This is a genomic window from Streptomyces sp. NPDC048383, assembly GCF_040651775.1.
In the GTDB taxonomy this organism is placed as follows: domain Bacteria; phylum Actinomycetota; class Actinomycetes; order Streptomycetales; family Streptomycetaceae; genus Streptomyces.
Genome location: NZ_JBEZKS010000056.1, coordinates 21,134 through 39,321 on the forward strand (window position 1 = coordinate 21,134; position 18,188 = coordinate 39,321).

General features: G+C 71.2%; 16 protein-coding genes. 3 read left to right on the top strand and 13 right to left on the bottom strand.

The annotated features are described in order from the left end of the window. Positions 1-12 precede the first annotated feature (12 nt). Both AB0D46_RS30400 and AB0D46_RS30405 read left to right on the top strand, forming a co-directional pair. Complete coding sequence (locus AB0D46_RS30400; RefSeq protein WP_362882212.1) at positions 13-510, top strand: NUDIX hydrolase; 498 nt, start codon at positions 13-15, stop codon at positions 508-510. Positions 511-567: 57 nt separating this feature from the next. Beyond that, on the top strand, positions 568-996 hold the full coding sequence (locus tag AB0D46_RS30405; RefSeq protein WP_281206374.1) for a hypothetical protein: 429 nt from the start codon (positions 568-570) through the stop codon (positions 994-996). Between the two features lie 22 nt (positions 997-1,018). Here the strand turns inward: AB0D46_RS30405 and AB0D46_RS30410 are convergent, their stop codons facing one another. The 11 genes from AB0D46_RS30410 to AB0D46_RS30460 form a co-directional block, all read right to left on the bottom strand. Beyond that, positions 1,019-1,510 (bottom strand): methylated-DNA--[protein]-cysteine S-methyltransferase, encoded by a 492-nt coding sequence (locus AB0D46_RS30410; protein WP_362882214.1) that lies wholly within the window; start codon positions 1,508-1,510, stop codon positions 1,019-1,021. Between the two features lie 11 nt (positions 1,511-1,521). Next, entirely contained in the window at positions 1,522-3,006 is a 1,485-nt protein-coding gene (locus tag AB0D46_RS30415; RefSeq protein WP_362882216.1) for an AlkA N-terminal domain-containing protein, read from the bottom strand. A gap of 175 nt (positions 3,007-3,181) precedes the next feature. Next, positions 3,182-4,003, bottom strand: a complete 822-nt coding sequence (pssA, locus tag AB0D46_RS30420) for a CDP-diacylglycerol--serine O-phosphatidyltransferase (protein WP_362882218.1) — start codon at positions 4,001-4,003, stop codon at positions 3,182-3,184. A gap of 34 nt (positions 4,004-4,037) precedes the next feature. Beyond that, complete coding sequence (locus AB0D46_RS30425) at positions 4,038-4,694, bottom strand: phosphatidylserine decarboxylase (RefSeq protein ID WP_356881049.1); 657 nt, start codon at positions 4,692-4,694, stop codon at positions 4,038-4,040. Between the two features lie 186 nt (positions 4,695-4,880). Continuing rightward, complete coding sequence (locus AB0D46_RS30430; RefSeq protein WP_362882220.1) at positions 4,881-6,086, bottom strand: acyl-CoA dehydrogenase family protein; 1,206 nt, start codon at positions 6,084-6,086, stop codon at positions 4,881-4,883. A gap of 2 nt (positions 6,087-6,088) precedes the next feature. Next, positions 6,089-6,601, bottom strand: a complete 513-nt coding sequence (locus AB0D46_RS30435; protein ID WP_073909130.1) for a MaoC family dehydratase — start codon at positions 6,599-6,601, stop codon at positions 6,089-6,091. A gap of 16 nt (positions 6,602-6,617) precedes the next feature. Then, positions 6,618-7,592 carry a CoA ester lyase gene (locus AB0D46_RS30440; RefSeq protein ID WP_281206378.1) on the bottom strand — a complete coding sequence of 325 codons (975 nt, stop codon included), beginning with the start codon at positions 7,590-7,592 and terminating at the stop codon, positions 6,618-6,620. Further along, positions 7,589-9,649, bottom strand: a complete 2,061-nt coding sequence (locus tag AB0D46_RS30445; RefSeq protein WP_362882223.1) for a protein meaA — start codon at positions 9,647-9,649, stop codon at positions 7,589-7,591. Before AB0D46_RS30445 ends, AB0D46_RS30440 begins: the two co-directional genes overlap by 4 nt. Before the next feature lie 22 nt (positions 9,650-9,671). Next, positions 9,672-11,009 carry a crotonyl-CoA carboxylase/reductase gene (gene ccrA, locus AB0D46_RS30450; RefSeq protein WP_362882225.1) on the bottom strand — a complete coding sequence of 446 codons (1,338 nt, stop codon included), beginning with the start codon at positions 11,007-11,009 and terminating at the stop codon, positions 9,672-9,674. A gap of 417 nt (positions 11,010-11,426) precedes the next feature. Continuing rightward, entirely contained in the window at positions 11,427-12,242 is an 816-nt protein-coding gene (locus AB0D46_RS30455; protein ID WP_362882227.1) for a TetR family transcriptional regulator, read from the bottom strand. Positions 12,243-12,405: 163 nt separating this feature from the next. Then, complete coding sequence (locus AB0D46_RS30460; protein ID WP_362882229.1) at positions 12,406-14,208, bottom strand: 3-hydroxybutyryl-CoA dehydrogenase; 1,803 nt, start codon at positions 14,206-14,208, stop codon at positions 12,406-12,408. A gap of 460 nt (positions 14,209-14,668) precedes the next feature. On the opposite strand from AB0D46_RS30460, the gene AB0D46_RS30465 reads away from it, so the two are divergent. Further along, the gene (locus tag AB0D46_RS30465; protein WP_362882231.1) at positions 14,669-15,238 is read left to right on the top strand and encodes an adenylosuccinate lyase; all 570 of its coding nucleotides are present in this window, start codon (positions 14,669-14,671) and stop codon (positions 15,236-15,238) included. 66 nt (positions 15,239-15,304) lie between these two features. Here the strand turns inward: AB0D46_RS30465 and AB0D46_RS30470 are convergent, their stop codons facing one another. Next, on the bottom strand, positions 15,305-16,918 hold the full coding sequence (locus AB0D46_RS30470; RefSeq protein WP_362882233.1) for an alpha/beta hydrolase: 1,614 nt from the start codon (positions 16,916-16,918) through the stop codon (positions 15,305-15,307). 112 nt (positions 16,919-17,030) lie between these two features. Next, on the bottom strand, positions 17,031-18,155 hold the full coding sequence (locus tag AB0D46_RS30475; RefSeq protein WP_362882235.1) for an Rv2578c family radical SAM protein: 1,125 nt from the start codon (positions 18,153-18,155) through the stop codon (positions 17,031-17,033). Positions 18,156-18,188 lie beyond the last annotated feature (33 nt).

The following is an 18,188-nucleotide window of genomic DNA, read 5'->3' on the forward strand; positions in this document are numbered from 1 at the left end:
TAGGGTGGCGCCGTGACCACCACCGACGACTACGCCACCTACATCGCGAGCCTGCCCCGGGTGCTGGCCGGCGCGGCCGCCCTGTTCCGCGACGCCGCGGGCCGGGTGCTCCTCGTGGAACCCAACTACCGTGCGGGCTGGGCCCTGCCCGGCGGCACCATCGAATCCGACCTGGGCGAATCCCCGCGGACGGCGGCCCGGCGCGAGAGCGCCGAGGAGATCGGCATCGACGTCCCGCTCGGCCGGCTCCTCGCCGTCGACTGGTCGCTGGGCACCGGCCGCCCGCCGCTGGCCGCCTACCTCTACGACGGCGGCGTGCTCGACGACGCGCAACTCGCCTCGATCAGGCTCCAGGAGGAGGAACTCCTCTCCTGGCGGCTGGTCGAACCGGGCGAACTCACCACGTACCTCCCCGGATCCCTCGGCCTGCGGACCGAAGAGGCCTACCGCGCACTGGAATCAGGCGAGGGCACCGTGGAACTGGAGAACGGCCGCCGCCCCACCCCGTAGCGGATTCGCGGGGCAGGCGGGTACCCGCAGCGGACACGAGCAGGACAGAATCAGCAGATGATCACGATGTACGCCTGGCCGAGCACGGCCGACGGGCCCGACGCCCTCCCCATGGTCCACTTCACCACCGACCAACAGGCCGGTGACGAGGTCACCGAAGACGGCTCGCCCGTCTGGCTGTTCGACAACGCGATACGCGAGGGCGGCTGGTCGCCCTTCGAGGACTTCGAGGGCTGGTCCGCGCCCGCCGAGGGCTGGCAGGCCTTCTACCGCCGCGAGGACGACCTCCTCGCCGTCACCGGACCCGCCTCCTGCGAAGGCTGGTACCAGGGCCGCCTCGGCGCCGACCCCGCCTGGGTGGACGCGGCCTCCGCCCAGCAGAGCGTCGTCCTCCTCGCCGCCCCCGTCCAGCACCCGGACCTCTACGCCTACGCGGTGGAAGCCGGCGCCGGCTTCGCCCTCCTCGTCCCCCTCTCGGTGATCTGAGCCACCGCTCCCGCCATCCGGGCTACTTCCCCGCCCCTTCGAACTCCAGCAGCCGCACCTTGCGCTCGATGCCGCCGCCGTAGCCCGTCATGCCGCCCGAGGCACCGATCACGCGGTGGCAGGGCACGATGATGCCGACCGGGTTCTTCCCGTTGGCCAGGCCCACCGCGCGCGAGGCGCCCGGCCTGCCCAGTTCCGTCGCGAGCCGCCCGTACGACCACGTCTGCCCGTACGGGATCCGCACCAGCTGCTCCCAGACGCTGCGCTGGAAGGCGGTGCCCTCCAGCCGGACCGGGACGGTGAACTCCCGGAGCTCGCCGGCGAAGTACGCGGCCAACTGCCGGCGCACCTCGGGGAACGGCTCCTCGCCGTCCGCGACCCGCTCGCCGAAGGACTCCTCGACGGGCCGGTGGCGCTGGCCGGTCATGTACAGGCCGCTCAGGACGCCGTCGGTGGCGACCAGGGTCAGCGGGCCGTACGGGCTGTCCACGACGGTGTGCTGCTTGGTGCTCATGGGTGCGCTCCTCAGACGGGCAGGTGGTTGATGGGGTGGGCGTCGGTGGCCCACAGGTACTGGACGGCGTAGGCGCGCCAGGGGCGCCACAGGGCCGCCCGGGCCGTCAGCGCGGCCGGGGTCGACGGCAGCCCGAGCCCCTGGGCGGCCCGCCGCACCCCCAGGTCGGACGGCAGGAAGGCGTCCGGGTCGCCGAGCGCCCGCATCGCGACGATCTCGGTGGTCCACGGCCCGAACCCGGGCAGGGCGTTGAGCCCGGCGCGGGCCGCTTCCCAGTCGCTGTCGATGCCCAGCGGCAGCGAACCGTCCGCCAGCGCCGCCACCAGCGTGGTCAGCGTCGTACGGCGGCTGCGCGGCATCGACAGCGTCTCGGGGTCGAGGGCCGCCAAGGCCTGCGGGGACGGGAACAGGTGCGTGAGGCCGCCCCGGGGGTCCTGGACGGGCTCCCCGTACGCGGTCACCAGCCGGGCCGCGTGCGTCCGCGCGGCGGCGGTCGAGACCTGCTGGCCCAGCACGGCCCGCACGGCGAACTCCGCCGCGTCGACCGTGCGCGGCACCCGACGCCCCGGAGCCTTGTCCACCAGCGGGGCCAGCAGCGGATCGGCGCGCAGCTGCTCGTCCACCGCCTCCGGATCGGCGTCCAGGTCGAGCATCCACCGGCAGCGGCTGATCGCGATGGTCAGGTCCCGCAGGTCGGTCAGGGCCAGCCGGCAGCCGATGTGCTCCGGCCCGGGCGTTAGGGCCACCACACCGGTGCCGTACGGGAGCCGCAGCGTCCGCCGGTAGGCACCGTCGCGCCACTCCTCGACCCCGGGGACACCGGTCGCAGCCAGGTGCCCGAAGAGGTTGTCCGGGTTCAGCGGGGCCCGGAACGGCAGCCGCAGGCTGATCGTCCCCGGGATCCGCGGCTGTGCCTCGGGCCGGCCGGCCGCCCGCACCGCCCGGGTCCGCAGGTCGCTGGGGGAGAGCGCGAAGACCTCGCGGACGGTGTCGTTGAACGCGCGGATCGAGGAGAACCCCGCGGCGAACGCGACGTCGCCCATCGGCAGCTCGGAGGTCTCGATCAGCAGCCGGGCCGTCTGCGCCCGCTGCGCCCGGGCCAGGGCCAGCGGCCCGGCCCCGAGCTCGGCGAGCAGCTGGCGCTCGACCTGCCGGGTCGAGTAGCCGAGCCGGGTGGCGAGACCGGGCACGCCCTCGCGGTCGACGACCCCGTCCTGGATCAGCCGGACGGCGCGGGCGACGGAGTCGGCGCGGGCGTTCCACTCGGGGGAGCCGGGGCTGGTGTCGGGCCGGCAGCGCTTGCAGGCCCGGTAGCCCGCCTGTTGGCAGGCCGCCGCGCTGGGCAGGAAGCTCATGTTCTCGACCTTGGGCGGCACGGCCGGACAGCTCGGCCGGCAGTAGATCCCCGTGGTGCGGACGGCCGTGAAGAACCAGCCGTCGAAGCGGGCGTCCTTCGACTGCACGGCTCTCACGCAGCGATCGGTATCGGTGTGCATGACTCCATGATTTCGACCCCGGACCCTCCGGGCTGGCGGTTTTCCGACATCAAGGCTACGCCGGACGGGCCCGCGCAGGGCTCGCGGAGGAAGCCCGGGGCACCCGGGGACATGACGAAGGCCCCGGGTTGCCTGGGGCACCCGGGGCCTTCGTCATGTCGTACCAGCGGCAGCGCTACGGCAGCTGAGCCGCCCGCGCCTCGCGCCGGTTGTGCCGGAAGGTGTTGGCCCTCCGGGTCGTGGCGAACAGCGGGATGGTGGCCGCCAGGGCGATCTGGAGGGCGCATCCGGCCTGGAGCAGGATCTGGCCGCCCGGGGCATCGAACGCCCAGGCCGCCAGCAGCCCCATGGCCCCGACGATCCAGCTGAGCATCGCGGCCGCGAGGACGCCCCGCGGCTTGGGGTATTCGACCCGGCTCACCATCAGCCAGGCCACCCCGATGATCGCCAGCAGCGTCGGGATGAAGGGCAGCTCCAGCAGCACGATCGAGACGACCGTGAGCGCGCCGAAGGGGCTCGGCATGCCCTGGAACATGCCGTCCTTCAGCGTCACGCAGCTGAATCTCGCGAGTCTGAGCACCACGGCGAGCAGGACGACGATCGCGGCCAGCGCCGACATCTTCTGGTGCGCGTCGTCGGCGACCATGCCGTAGACGAGCACGAAGTAGGCGGGAGCCAGACCGAAGCTGATCAGGTCGGACAGGTTGTCCAGCTCGGCACCCATCGGCGAGCTGCGGAGCTTGCGGGCCACGATGCCGTCGAAGAGGTCGAAGACCGCGGCCAGCAGCATCAGTATCACCGCCGTCGCGGCGCTGTGCCGGGCCATGCCCGACTCACCGCTGCCGGTGAGGTGCGGAATGAGGATTCCGGTGGTGGTGAAGTACACCGCCATGAATCCGCAGGTCGCGTTGCCGAGGGTGAGGGTGTCCGCTATCGACAGCCGCAACGAGAGCGGCATGTCGTCCTCGGCGGACTCCTCCTCGGCGGACTCGGGCACCCATCCACCCGACGGGTTCGAGGGAGTTTCGGGGTCAGTCACGGTCAATTCGGGTCACCCCCGCGGTGGTGGCCTGACCGACCTCGACCGCGACCTCGACGCCCTCGGGGAGGTAGATGTCGACGCGCGAGCCGAAGCGGATCAGTCCGATGCGTTCGCCCTGCTCCACCTTGGTGCCGGCCGGCAGGTACGGGACGATGCGCCGGGCGACGGCGCCGGCGATCTGCACCATTTCGATGTCGCCCAGTTCGGTGTCGAAGTGCCAGACAACGCGCTCGTTGTTCTCGCTCTCCTTGTTGAACGCCGGGACGAACCCGCCCGGGACGTGCTCCACGGACGTCACCGTGCCCGCGAGGGGAGCGCGGTTGACGTGGACGTTCAGCGGGCTCATGAAGATCGCGACGCGGGTCCGCCCGTCCTTCCACGGCATGATGCTCTGCACCACACCGTCGGCGGGCGAGATGACGCGGCCCTGCGTGATCTCACGCTCGGGGTCGCGGAAGAACCACAGCATGCCCGCCGCGAGCGCGGTGGCGGGCACGGCCGCCGCGGCCCAGCGTCCGGACTTGCGGGCCCGGGTGAGGCTGAGCGCCGCGGTGGCGACGGTCGGCAGAAGCCACGGCGATGCTCCGCGAGCGATACGTCCGCCGAGGAGGCCGACGCGAGGTGCAGAGGTTTGGCTGTGGGGCATGGATGACCTTCGTAGCGGGTGATTGCCGCGCCGTAAACGGGGGGACGGGACGGCGGCTTTACTGGAATGCTATCGGTTGCGCGCAACAACTGGGCAAGCCAGAAGCCGAGTCGATGGCCGCCATCCAGTCACTGGCTGTGATCCCGTTGCGGAGGATCGCCGGGCGATCCACCGCAAATGGGACTTTCAGCCCTGGAGCCGGTACTCCTCGAGCAGGCGTCGCCCGATGATCATTTTCTGGATCTCGGCGGTACCTTCGCCGATCAGCAGCATCGGAGCCTCCCGGTAGAGACGCTCGATCTCGTACTCCTTCGAGAAGCCGTATCCACCGTGGATACGAAACGCGTCTTCCACGACTTCCTTGCAGTATTCGGAGGCGAGGTACTTCGCCATCCCTGCTTCGAGGTCGTTTCGTTCCCCGGAGTCCTTTTTGCGTGCCGCATTGACCATCATCGCATGGGCGGCTTCGACCTTGGTAGCCATCTCGGCCAGCTTGAACTGGATGGCCTGGTGCTCAGCGATGGCCTTGCCGAAAGTGTGACGTTGCTGGGCATACGAGACACCCAATTCGAAGGCACGTTGTGCGACGCCACAACCACGCGCCGCCACGTTCACCCGGCCGACCTCGACGCCGTCCATCATTTGGTAAAACCCTCGGCCCGTCTGCCCGCCGAGGACCCGATTGGCCGGAATGCGCAGTCCGTCCATGATGAGCTCGGTCGTGTCGACGCCCTTGTAGCCCATCTTGTCGATCTTGCCCGGGATGGTCAGGCCCGGACGGACCTCACCGAAGCCGGGCTCCTTCTCGACGAGGAAGGTCGTCATCGACTTGTGGGGCGCGGTGCCCTCGGGGTGTCCTTCGTCACTTCGCACCAGAACGGCCACCAGAGTGGACGTGCCGCCGTTCGTCAGCCACATCTTCTGGCCGTTCAGGACGTACTCGTCGCCGTCGCGCACCGCCTTGGAGGTGATGGCCGACACGTCGGAGCCCAGGCCCGGCTCGGACATCGAGAACGCGCCCCGCACCTCGCCCAGCGCCATCCGCGGGAGGAAGTGGTCCTTCTGCTCCTGCGTACCGTGCTGCTTGAGCATGTACGCCACGATGAAGTGGGTGTTGATGATGCCCGAGACGGACATCCAGCCGCGCGCTATCTCCTCCACGCACAGCGCGTAGGTGAGCAACGACTCACCCAGGCCGCCGTACTCCTCGGGGATCATCAGCCCGAAGAGGCCGAGCTCCTTGAGGCCGTCGACGATCTGCTGCGGGTACTCGTCGCGGTGCTCCAGCTCGGTCGCGACCGGGATGATCTCCTTGTCGACGAACTCCCGGACGGTCTTGAGGATCTCCCGCTGGACGTCCGTGAGCCCGGCGGTCTGGGCGAGTCGGGCCATGGCTACTTCCCCTGTTCCTTCAGCGTGGGCCGGCCGGGCTGCTCGCCGCCGCGCTCCTTGATGTACGTCTCGGTCGGGACCATCACCTTGCGCCGGAAGACGCAGACGAGGGTGCCGTCCTGCTTGTAACCCTTGGTCTCCACGTACACGATGCCGCGGTCGTCCTTCGACTTCGACGGCGTCTTGTCGAGGACCGTGGTCTCGCCGTAGAGCGTGTCGCCGTGGAAGGTCGGCGCCACGTGCCGCAGGGACTCGATCTCCAGGTTGGCGATGGCCTTCCCGGAGACGTCCGGCACGGACATGCCCAGCAGCAGCGAGTAGATGTAGTTGCCCACGACCACGTTCTTGCCGAAGTCCGTGGTGTTCTCGGCGTAGTTGCTGTCCATGTGGAGCGGGTGGTGGTTCATGGTCAGCAGACAGAACAGGTGGTCGTCGTACTCGGTGACCGTCTTTCCGGGCCAGTGCTTGTAGACCGCCCCGACCTCGAACTCTTCGTACGTGCGTCCGAACTGCATGGGAGTCAGGGCCTTTCTAGCCGACGGGGATTTCGAACTTGCTGGTGCGCCGCATGCCCGCCGCGCGTCCCTTGCCGGCGATGACCAGGGCCATCTTGCGGCTGGCCTCGTCGATCATCTCGTCGCCGAGCATCGCCGAACCCTTCTTGCCGCCGGCCTCGGAGGTGCACCAGTCGTACGCGTCGAGGATCAGCTCGGCGTGGTCGTAGTCCTCCTGCGAGGGGGAGAAGACCTCGTTCGCCGCGTCGACCTGGCCGGGGTGCAGCACCCACTTGCCGTCGAAGCCGAGGGCCGCGGCGCGGCCGGCGACCTCGCGGTAGCCGTCCACGTTCTTGATCTGGAGGAAGGGCCCGTCGATCGCCTGGAGGTCGTGCGTGCGGGCGGCCATCAGGATGCGCATCAGGATGTAGTGGTAGGCGTCCGCGCCGTAGCCGGGCGGCTGCATGCCCACGACCAGGGACTTCATGTTGATCGAGGCCATGAAGTCGGCCGGCCCGAAGATGATGGTCTCCAGGCGCGGCGAGGCGCCCGCGATGGCGTCGACGTTCACCAGGCCCTTGGCGTTCTCGATCTGCGCCTCGATGCCGATCTTGCCGACCTCGAAGCCCATGGTCTTCTCGATCTGGGTGAGCAGCAGGTCGAGGGCGACGATCTGCTGGGCGTCCTGGACCTTCGGCAGCATGATGCAGTCGAGGTTCTGGCCCGCGCCCTCGACGACCGTGATGACGTCGCGGTACGTCCAGTGCGTCGTCCAGTCGTTGACGCGCACCACCCGGGTCTTGCCGGTCCAGTCGCCGTTGTTCAGCGCGTCCACGATGGTGTGGCGGGCGCCTTCCTTGGCGAGCGGGGCGCAGGCGTCCTCCAGGTCCAGGAAGACCTGGTCGGCGGGCAGGCCCTGGGCCTTCTCCAGGAAGCGCGGGTTGGAACCCGGCACCGCGAGGCAGGAACGGCGCGGCCGCAGCCGGTTCACCGGGGAAGAGGGCGTGGTCATGCGGGGACCTCCGTGCTTTCGAGAGAGTCGAGCTTGTTGGCCTTGCGGATCTCGTCGACGATACGGCCGATGATCTCCGTGATGCCGAAGTCCTTCGGAGTGAACACGGCGGCCACCCCGGCCGCCTTCAACGACACCGCGTCGGCCTGGGGAATGATGCCGCCGACGATGACGGGGATGTCGCCCGCCCCCGCCGCCCGCAGGCGTTCCAGGACGTCGGGGACGAGCGCGCTGTGCGATCCGGACAGGATGGACAGTCCCACGCAGTGGACGTCCTCGGCCAGCGCCGCCGAGGAGATCTCCTCGGGCGTCAGCCGGATGCCCTGGTAGACCACCTCGAAGCCCGCGTCGCGGGCCCGGACGGCGATCTGCTCGGCGCCGTTGGAGTGCCCGTCCAGGCCGGGCTTGCCGACCAGCAGGCGCAGTCGGCCCGAGCCGAGCTCGTCGGCCGTGCGGGAGACCTTCTCGCGGACGAGGGCCATCGGCGTGCCCGCCTCGGCGGTGACCGCGACCGGGGCCGAGGAGACCCCCGTCGGGGCCCGGAACTCGCCGAAGACCTCGCGCAGGGCGCTCGACCACTCGCCGGTGGTGACGCCGGCGCGGGCGCACTCCAGGGTGGCCTCCATCAGGTTCTCGGTGCCCGCCGCGGCTTCCTTGAGGCGTTCGAGGGCCTGCTGGGTGGTGGGGAAGACGAAGGGGTCGCCGTTGCCCTGACGGTCGGAGGACTCCTGCCGTTCGGCGCGCCAGCGGCGGATGCGCTCCACGGTCAGCGCCTCGGTGGCCGGGTCGACGGTCATGATGGCGCCGTCCAGGTCGGCGGTGAGCGGGTTCTCCTCGGTCTGCTGGAAGCAGTTGACGCCGACGATCTTGTCCTCGCCGGCCTCGATCCGGGCGCGCCGCTCGGCGTGCGAGGAGACCAGCTGCGACTTGAGGTAGCCGGACTCGACGGCGGCCATCGCGCCGCCCATCTCCTGGATCCGGTCGATCTCGGCGAGGCACTCCTCGACCAGGGAGGCGACCTTCGCCTCGATGACGTGGGAGCCCGCGAAGACGTCCTCGTACTCCAGCAGGTCGCTCTCGTGGGCCAGTACCTGCTGGATGCGCAGCGACCACTGCTGGTCCCACGGCCGGGGCAGGCCCAGCGCCTCGTTCCAGGCGGGCAGCTGCACCGCGCGGGCGCGGGCGTCCTTGGAGAGGGTGACGGCCAGCATCTCCAGCACGATGCGCTGGACGTTGTTCTCGGGCTGTGCCTCGGTCAGGCCCAGGGAGTTGACCTGGACGCCGTAGCGGAAGCGCCGCTGCTTCTCGTTGGTGATGCCGTAGCGCTCGTGGGTGACCTTGTCCCAGATGCGGCCGAAGGCGCGCATCTTGCACATCTCCTCGATGAAGCGGACGCCCGCGTTCACGAAGAAGGAGATCCGGGCGACGACCTCGCCGAACCGCTCCTCGGGCACCTGGCCCGAGTCGCGCACGGAGTCCAGGACGGCGATGGCGGTGGACATCGCGTACGAGATCTCCTGGACCGGGGTGGCCCCGGCCTCCTGCAGGTGGTAGCTGCAGATGTTGATCGGGTTCCACTTCGGGATGTGGTTGACCGTGTAGGCGATCATGTCCGTCGTCAGGCGGAGCGAGGGCCCGGGCGGGAAGACGTGCGTCCCGCGCGAGAGGTACTCCTTGACGATGTCGTTCTGGGTGGTGCCCTGGAGCAGGGCGATGTCCGCGCCCTGCTCCTCGGCGGCCACCTGGTAGAGCGCCAGCAGCCACATGGCGGTGGCGTTGATCGTCATCGAGGTGTTCATCTGCTCCAGGGGGATGTCCTGGAACAGCCGGCGCATGTCACCCAGGTGGGAGACCGGGACCCCGACCCGACCGACCTCGCCGCGGGCGAGGATGTGGTCGGGGTCGTAGCCCGTCTGCGTCGGCAGGTCGAAGGCGACGGACAGGCCGGTCTGGCCCTTGGCGAGGTTGCGGCGGTACAGCTCGTTGGACGCCTCGGCCGTGGAGTGGCCGGCGTACGTCCGCATGAGCCACGGCCTGTCCTTCTGGCGCTCTGTCATCTCAGGCGATCCTCTGCGGACTTCAGATGTTCCGGAACCGGTTGATGGCGTCGAGGTGCTGGGCGCGCAGCTCGTGGTCGCGGACGCCCAGGCCCTCCTGGGGGGCCAGCGCGAGGACGCCGACCTTGCCCTGGTGGAGGTTGCGGTGGACGTCGTAGGCGGCCTGGCCGGTCTCCTCCAGGGAGTAGACCTTCGACAGCGTGGGGTGGATCTTGCCCTTGGCGATGAGGCGGTTGGCCTCCCACGCCTCGCGGTAGTTCGCGAAGTGCGAGCCGATGATGCGCTTGAGCGACATCCACAGGTAGCGGTTGTCGTACTCGTGCATGTAGCCCGAGGTGGACGCGCAGGTGGTGATGGTGCCGCCCTTGCGGGTGACGTAGACGCTGGCGCCGAAGGTCTCGCGGCCGGGGTGCTCGAAGACGATGTCGATGTCCTCGCCGCCGGTCAGCTCGCGGATGCGCTTGCCGAAGCGCTTCCACTCCTTGGGGTCCTGGGTGTGCTCGTCCTTCCAGAACTTGTAGCCCTCGGCGTTGCGATCGATGACCGCGGTCGCGCCCATGGCCCGGCAGATGTCGGCCTTCTCCGGGCTGGAGACCACGCAGATCGGGTTGGCGCCGCCGGCGAGGGCGAACTGGGTGGCGTACGAGCCGAGGCCGCCGCTGGCGCCCCAGATCAGCACGTTGTCGCCCTGCTTCATGCCGGCGCCGTTGCGGGAGACCAGCTGGCGGTAGGCGGTGGAGTTGACCAGGCCGGGGGAGGCGGCCTCCTCCCAGCTGAGGTGGTCGGGCTTGGGCATCAGCTGGTTGGACTTGACCAGCGCGATCTCCGCCAGGCCGCCGAAGTTGGTCTCGAAGCCCCAGATGCGCTGCTCGGGGTCGAGCATCGTGTCGTTGTGGCCGTCCGAGGACTCCAGCTCGACCGACAGGCAGTGCGCCACGACCTCGTCGCCGGGCCGCCAGGCGTTGACGCCGGGGCCGGTGCGCAGCACGACGCCCGCGAGGTCGGAGCCGATGACGTGGTACGGCAGGTCGTGGCGCTTGCTGAGCTCGCTGAGCTTGCCGTAGCGCTCCAGGAAGCTGAACGTGGAGACCGGCTCGAAGATCGAGGTCCACACGGAGTTGTAGTTGACCGACGAGGCCATGACGGCCACCAGGGCCTCGCCCGGGCCCAGCTCGGGCAGCGGGACGTGGTCGAGGTGGAGGGACTTGCGCGGGTCCTTCTCGCGGGTCGTGAGCCCCGCGAACATTTCCGCTTCGTCCTTGTGCACGGTGATCGCGCGGTACGAGTCGGGCAGCGGCAGCGCCGCGAAGTCTGCGGCGGTGGCGGACTGCGACTGAATCGCGTCCAGGATGTCCTTCACGGTATTGCCTCCGGCGAGCGCTGATGAGGGTGCGCTGAGGGATACGCGGTGTGCGCGGGGTACGTGTGGTGTGGGTGGTGCGAGTGCCGTCGGTCCGGCGGATCGGTGGTGCGGGCCTGCCTGTGGTGGGGCGGGCGGGAGCCTGGTGACGCAGGCATCCGGGGCGCGTTCCGCGCCGAGTGGGCGTGGGCCGCGGGGACGTCCGGACGAGATTCAACGTATGGCACCCCGTGTCACTCGACAAGGCACCGCGTGCCAAAACTTTCTCTCATTTGCCGATTGACCTGCGCAGATGAGCGATGATCGATCAGAGTTACCCGCGAGTAGGGGCAGAATGGACATACGACGACGGCCGCCCCCGAAACCGGGAGCGGCCGTTGTGACCGGAACCACCCGGCCGATGGCCGGGACGGTCGCCTACTTGTTCCTGAGCGCCTCTTCGATGGTCCGCATGACCTCGTCCAGCGGGGCGTCGGTGCGGGCCACCGCGACCAGCACCTCGCCCTCGGTGCGCACCGCCGCCGGCACCGGCGGCGCGGTGGCGCCCGCCGTGCGGCCCGCGCCGATCCCGGAACCGAAGGTCTTGCGGACGATCGCGAAGGCGTGGTCCAGCTGCGTCTCGACGTCACCCTGCCCGCCGGCCCGCAACCAGCGGCGCAGTACGTGATTGTGGGCCGTCACCACCGCCGAGGCGGCCACCTCGGCCAACAGCGGGTCGTCGTTGCCGTCGTGGTGGTCGGTCTCGTCGAAGTGCGCCAGCAGGTAGCGGGTGAACAGCCGCTCGTAGCGGGCCACCGAGGCGATCTCCCGCTCGCGCAGCGCCGGTACCTCACGGGTCAGCCGGTAACGCTCCACCGACACCGAGGGGGAGGCGGCGTACATCTTCATGACTTCCTTGATGCCCCGGCACACCGTGTCGAGCGGGTGCTCGTGCGCCGGCGCCACGTCCAGCACGGCCTCGGCGCGGGTCAGGGTGTCGTCGTGGTCCGGGAAGATCGCCTCTTCCTTGGAGCGGAAGTGCCGGAAGAAGGTCCTGCGGGCCACCCCCGCGGTCGCGGCGATCTCGTCGACCGTCGTGGCCTCGTACCCCTTCGTCGCGAACAGCTCCATGGCCGCCGTGGCCAGCTCCCGGCGCATCTTGAGCCGCTGGGCGGCCGCTCGGGTGCCGGCCGCGCTCTCCGGGACGTCCGGGGCGGAGGAGGCGCGGGGCGAGGTCTTGGCGGGCTGGGACATAGAGCGAAAGTACTTCATTCGCGCGGGGGAGCGCGCCTGTGGGGGGTGGGCGGGGGACGGATGCGGGGGAGGGCCCGCACTGGGCTCGGGAGGGTTCGTCCGCCGTGAGGGTCCGGCGGACCCGAGCAACCCTCCCCACGCATCCTGCTCGGGGCCCGGCCGGTTACCGGCGGGCGTACTCACGGAATCCGCGGCCGGTCTTGCGCCCCAGGCAGCCCGCCGCCACGAGGTGCTCCAGCAGCGCGGACGGGGCCAGACCGGGATCGCGGAACTCCTGGTGGAGGACCTTCTCGATGGCGAGCGACACGTCCAGGCCGACCACGTCGAGGAGCTCGAAGGGCCCCATCGGGTAGCCGCCGCCCAGCTTCATCGCGGCGTCGATCTCGTCGATGCCCGCGTAGTGCTGCTCCACCATCTTGATGGCGTTGTTCAGGTACGGGAACAGCAGCGCGTTCACGATGAAGCCCGCCCGGTCGCCACAGTCCACCGGGTGCTTGCGCACCTTGCCGCAGACCTCGCGGACGGTGGCGTGCACGTCGTCGGCCGTCAGGACGGTCCGCACGACCTCGACCAGCTTCATCGCGGGGGCCGGGTTGAAGAAGTGCATCCCGATCACGTCCTGGGGCCGCGACGTCGCGCGGGCCACGGCGATCACCGGGAGAGAGGAGGTGGTGGTGGCCAGCACCGCGCCCGGCTTGCAGATCTTGTCCAGCCCGGCGAACAGTTCCTGCTTGACCGCGAGGTCCTCGGCGACGGCCTCCACGGCCAGGTCCACCTCGGCGAACGCCTCCAGCGAACCGGCCGGCGCGATCCGCCCCAGCGTGGCCGCGGCGGCCTCCTCGGTCAGTCGGCCCTTGGACACCGCACGGCCCAGGGACTTCCCGATCGCGGCCTTCGCGGCCTCCGCCTTCTCCTGGCTGCGGGCCGCCAGCACCACGTCGTACCCGGCCTGCGCGAAGACCTGGGCGATGCCGCTCGCCATCGTCCCGGAACCGGCCACGCCGACCGAGGACACCGGACGGCCGGCGCCGAGCAGCGAACCGTCCGGCGGGCTCTGCAGGTCGCGGACGATCACCGAACTGCCGGGAGCCTCGTACGTGTAGAAGCCGCGCCCGGACTTCTGGCCGGTCAGGCCGGCCTCGGCGAGGTGGCCGAGGATCGGGGCCGGGGCGTGCAGCCGGTCGCCGGAGGAGGCGTACATGGCCTCCAGGACGGTACGGGCCGTGTCCACGCCGACCAGGTCGAGCAGGGCCAGCGGCCCCATCGGCAGGCCGCAGCCGAGCCGCATGGCCGCGTCGATGTCCTCGCGGGAGGCGTACTTGGCCTCGTACATGGCGGCGGCCTGGTTGAGGTAGCCGAACAGCAGGCCGTCGGCGACGAATCCGGGCCGGTCGCCGACCGACACGGGTTCCTTGCCCAGTTCGCGGGCCAGCTCGGTGACGGCCTCGACGGCCGGCGGCGCGGTGAGCACGCAGGAGACGATCTCGACGAGCTTCATCGCGGGCGCCGGGTTGAAGAAGTGCAGGCCCAGCACGCGCTCGGGGCGCTGCGACTCGGCGGCCAGCCGGGTCACCGACAGGGCGTTGGTGCCGGTGGCCAGGATGGTGTCGGGCCGCACGATCGCGTCGAGCTCGCAGAACAGCCGGTGCTTGAGCTCGTAGTCCTCCGGGACGACCTCGATGACGAGGTCGGCGTCGGCGGCCGCGCCGAGGTCGGTGAAGGTGCGGAACCGGGCGAGGACACCCTCGCGCTCCTGCTCGGTGATCAGTTCCCGGGTGACGGAACGGGCCGTGGCGGAGGCGAGGGAGGCGGTGGCGCGCCGGGCGGCGGCCTCGCTGACGTCGATGCCGATGACCTCGCGGCCGGCCCGGGCGAGGATCTCGGCGATGCCGGTCCCCATGGTGCCGAGGCCGACGACGGCGACGGTCCGGAGGGTGGACTGACTGGACGTGGACGGACGGTCCATCGCGGGACTCCAGTGGGAAGAGGGTGACGACTGAGGGTGGCGGCGCGCGGTGCACGGCGCGCGCGGAGGCCGCACGGAGCTCCGTACGGAGGATCGTGCGGGAGCACGAGAAGCGGCACGCAAGGAACGGAAGCCGTCGGCGAGGAGCCGTGCGGGAAAGAACCGTGCGGGGTGGGCCCGCAGGGAAGCGCCCGAAGGGTGGGGCGCGGCGGGCCGAACGAGCGGCACGACCCTGTCCCGGGGTCCTGCCGTGGTGGTGCGGTCGAACCGACTGGTACGGGGCGGCTGCGTCACCAGGCCGTTCCCGTACGTATGGCAGTGACTGTAACCCGCTGGTAACTGGTGCGCCAGAGTGCGGAGATGTGACCTGGAACGCCCAAATGTACCGATCATCGATCATCGATCAACGAGGTCTTCGGAACGCCTGATTCCGGGGACCCGGCGCCCCTAGGGTGGGCGGGTGAACGACGTGCTGGAGCGCCTGCGGGCGGAGTCGACCGGATCCCCGGAGTACGAGGCGCTGCTCACGGCGGACCCCGACGCCCTGGCGGACTCCCTGACCTCGGCCGGCCTGCCCCTGTGGGCCCGTGAACTGGCCGCGTACCGCCTCGGCCTGGCCGGGGACCGCCGCGCCTTCGAGGCGCTGGTGCTGCTCCTCAACCACCGGGACCCGCCGCGCTGCGAGGCCGCAGCCCGTGCGCTGGCCGTCCTCGACGACCCGCGCACCGCCCGCGCGGCCGCCGCCCTGGCCACCAACTCCCTGCGCACCGCCTACGCCCTGCACCCCGTACGGCTGCTGGCCGCGCTGCGCGCCCCCGAGTCGGCCCCCGCGCTGATCGCCACCCTGTCGCGGCTGCTCGCGCCGCACGACCCGTACTGGCGGGTCGCGCTCGCCTGCGTGGAGGGGCTGGGGGCGCTGGCCGACGCCCGGGCCCGCGACGTCCTGGTCCGCGCCCAGTCCCACCCCCGCCTCGCGGTCGCCGCGACGGACGCCCTGAACCGCCTGCTGGGCGGCCACCCGGACGCGTAGGGCGTCCCGTTCGGACCCTGCCGACCGGCAGGATCCGACAAGGACGACCCGGATCCCCGACCGGGGTCAGCCGCGGAAGCCCAGGAGGCCGTGCAGGGCCGCGCCGCCCGCGGACGGCGGGACGGCCCTGGTCGCCGCGGCAGGGGTCGGGGCGGGCGGGGCCGGGCAGGTGGCGTCGGCGGCCGCTCCCGTGCGCAGGTACGCGGCGAGCTTCTCGTCCAGGCACTTGTTGCCGCTGAGGGCGATGCCGTGGTTGCCGCCGCCCTCCTCCACCACCAGTGCCGAACCCTTCAACCTGTCCCGCATGCTCACCGCCCCGCCGAACGGCGTGGCCGCGTCCTCCGTCGCCTGGAAAAGCAGCGCGGGCGGCAGCTCGGAGTTCGTCACGTCCGGCGCCCGCAGCGACTCCGCGGGCCAGAACGCGCAGGGCGCGTTGTACCAGGCGTTGTTCCAGGTCATGAAGGGCGCCTTGGCGTGCGTGCGCCACATGTCGGCGCGCCAGGCGTTCCAGTCGGTCGGCCAGGCCGAGTCCCGGCACTGCACCGCCGTGTACACGCTGTACCCGTTGCCCGCCGAGGGCTCCACCGCGCCGAACCGCTCGTACGCCGCCACCAGCGGCTTCGCGTCCTGCTTCAGGACGTACGCCGCGAAGGCCTCGGCCAGCTTCGGCCAGTAGCCGTTGTAGTAGCCGCCCGGCATGTACGTGTCCTCCAGCTCGGCCGGGCCCACCTTGCCGCCCGCCGGGGTCCCGCGCAGCGCGTCCCGCATCCCGTACCAGAGCTTCTCGATCCGCGCCGGGTCGGTGCCCAGCCCGTAGGTGGAGTCGTACTTCGCCACCCAGGCCAGGAACGCCTTGTGGCGGGCGTCGAACGCCAGGTCCTGGGCGAGGTTGTCCTGGTACCAGACCCCGGCCGGGTCCACCACGGAGTCCAGGACGAGCCGGTGCACCCGGTCCGGGTGCAGGCGGGCGTACACCGCGCCGAGGTAGGTGCCGTACGAGTACCCGAAGTAGCTCAGGCGCTGTGCGCCGAGGGCCGTGCGCAGCACCTCCAGGTCGCGGGCGGCGGAGACGGTGCCCACGTACGGGAGCACGTCCGCGTGCTTGGCCCCGCAGGACTCGGCGAAGGCGCGCACCCGCTCCAGGTTGGCCCGCTCGGTCGCCGGGTCGAGCGGCACGGAGTCGGGGCGGACGGGCTTGAAGTGCCCGGCGGCGCAGTCCAGCGAGGGCTCGCTCCTGCCGACGCCCCGGGGGTCGAAGCCGATCACGTCGTACTGGGCGGCCACGTCCTTGGGCAGGGCGGAGGCGACGAACCCGGCCAGGGCGCGTCCGCTGCCGCCCGGGCCGCCCGGGTTGACCAGCAGCGGGCCCTGGGAGGTGGCGGCGGTGTGCGGCACCCGGGTCAGGGCCAGGGAGATCTGCCGCCCGGCGGGCCGGTCGTGGTCGAGCGGGACGGGGAGGGAGGCGCACTGGAGCGTCGGATACCGCGGGGTCGCGCAGCCCGTCCAGCGCAGCGCCGCCCGCCCGGGCGCGGCGGCGGCCGGGGCGGCGGGGTCCGCCGGCGCGGCCGTGACGGGGCTCGTCAGCACGGCGGCGACGGCGGAGATCGACAGCAGGACGGCGGCACGCTTCTTGGCGGCGGCACGCCGCGCGACGGCGCGCTTCTTCGTGGGGTGGAGCATGGGGCCTCCCAGCCGAGGGTTCTGGGCGGAATCGTCCCGGAAACCGCGCCCGGAAAGCGGGATTGGGTCGCCCATTGGCCCGATGTGATGACCCTTCACGGGTCGCCGCGGCTCACAACAGGGTCAGCTGCGTCGGCCCGGCCGCCGGCACCCCGGCCGCCCCCACCGCCGGCGACCGGACCGCCCGGGTCGGGCGGGACGCCCCACTGCCGGCCGGACCGATGCCGAATTCGGCGGCCAGCCGGTGGACTTGACGGGTGATCTGGCGCTGGTACCAGGTCGGCGCGTAGGAACCGCCCGCGTACATCCGTTCGTACCGTTCGACCAGGTGGGGGTGGTGCTCGCCCAGCCAGGCCGTGAACCACTCGCGCGCCCCGGGTCGCAGATGGAGTACCAGGGGTGTCACGGACGTGGCCCCGGACTCCGCGACGGCCCGGACGGTGTCCCGCAACTGCTCCGGGGAGTCGCCGAGGAAGGGGATCACCGGGGCCATCAGCACCCCGCACTCGATGCCCGCGTCCGTCAGGGTCCGGACGGCGTGCAGCCGGGCGGCGGGGGAGGGCGTACCGGGTTCCACGGTCCGCCACAGGGAGGTGTCGGTGAAGCCGACGGACACCGAGATGCCCACGTCGGTGACCTCGGCCGCCTCCCGCAGGAGGGGGAGGTCGCGCAGGATCAGGGTGCCCTTGGTCAGGATGGAGAACGGGTTGGCGCGCTCCCGCAGCGCCTCGATGATGCCGGGCATCAGCCGGTAGCGACCCTCCGCCCGCTGGTAGCAGTCCACGTTGGTGCCCATCGCGATGTGCGCGCCGGTCCACCGGGGCGCGGCGAGCTCGCGGCGCAGCACCTCCGGGGCGTTGGTCTTGACGACGATCTGCGAGTCGAACCCGAGGCCCGTGTCGAGGTCGAGGTAGGCGTGCGTGCGGCGGGCGAAGCAGTACACGCAGGCGTGGCTGCACCCGCGGTACGGGTTGACCGTCCATTCGAACGGCATGCGCGAGGCGCCCGGGACCCGGTTCACCAGGGACCGGGCCCGCACCTCGTGGAAGGTGATCCCGCGGAACTCGGGGGTGTCGATGGTGCGGGTCACGACGGCGCCCGCCCCGAAGAGCGCGGCGGGGCCGCCGGCGGGCGCGGCTGCGGTGGCGTCGGCGGCGTCGGTCGTGCCCGGTCCGCCGGCGGCCTCGTCGGGGCCGTCGGTGGCGGTCGCGTTGTCGGTCAGGCTGTCCCAGCGCATCGGCGCCTCCTCGGTGGCTCGACCCCGAGAATA